An 893-nucleotide genomic window follows, 5' to 3' on the forward strand; every position below is an offset into this window, starting at 1 on the left:
CTCCCGCGCCCCCGCGGCGCCTGCCGAGGAGCCCGAGGCCCCGGCCCCGGCGCCCGCCGGCCCGCGGCCGGGTCTCTTCTCCGGCTTCCGCGGCCGCGACCTGCTGGCGCAGCCCGCCGGCGACGCCACCGACGCCGCGGACGCGGTGGAGGAGGACCCCGAGGAGCGCCCGGAGGCCGACGCCGCCGCGACGCCGGCCCCGGCGCTGCGCCGGCGCCCGATCACGTCGCCCGCCGAGGTGCGGTCGATCGTCGACGAGCTGGTGGACCACGAGCCCGAGATGTCCGCGGCCGACCACGCCCGCCTGGACGCGCTGTCGGCGCCGCTGACGGCGAGCCTGCCGATCGTGCCCGCGCCGGTGGCGGCCGAGCCCGAGGTCGACCCGCTGGGCGCCGAGGTCGAGCCGCCGGCCGCCGAGGCCGCCGGCACCGACCCGGAGACCGCCGAGCCCGGCACGCGGGCCGACGAGGCCGAGCCGGCGCAGCCCGAGCACCGGCCGATGGTCGTGCCCGGCCTCGCGCCCGACGAGCCGCTGGACGAGTCGCACGCCTGGGCCTCGTGGTCCGGCGCCCCGGTCACGCCGGAGACGCCGTCCTGGGCGCAGCCGGTCGCGCACGCCGAGCCCGAGCCCGCGCCGGACGTCCTCACCGGGTCCGCGCCCGCGGCCACCGCGCCCGTCGGCCCCGCCGCGGCGGACTCGCCGGTCGTGTGGTCCGGCGCCGCCGCCCCCGTCGCCGACCAGCCGCTCGCCCCCGTGGGCCGCGCCGACGACACCGCGGTGCTGGGTGCGCCGGTCCTCGACGCCCCGGCGGTCGAGCCGACCGCCCCGGTGGCGGAGTCCCCGGCCCCCGCGTTCCCGGCGCCCGCCGCCGCGCCCGCCGCGCCCCCGGCGT

General features: G+C 83.3%; 1 pseudogene. It reads left to right on the forward strand.

The features are described from left to right. Positions 1-893, forward strand: a pseudogene (locus tag FA014_RS20440) (hypothetical protein); the annotation flags it as partial.

This window comes from Cellulomonas hominis (assembly GCF_005239125.1).
Classification (GTDB): Bacteria; Actinomycetota; Actinomycetes; order Actinomycetales; family Cellulomonadaceae; genus Cellulomonas; species Cellulomonas hominis_A.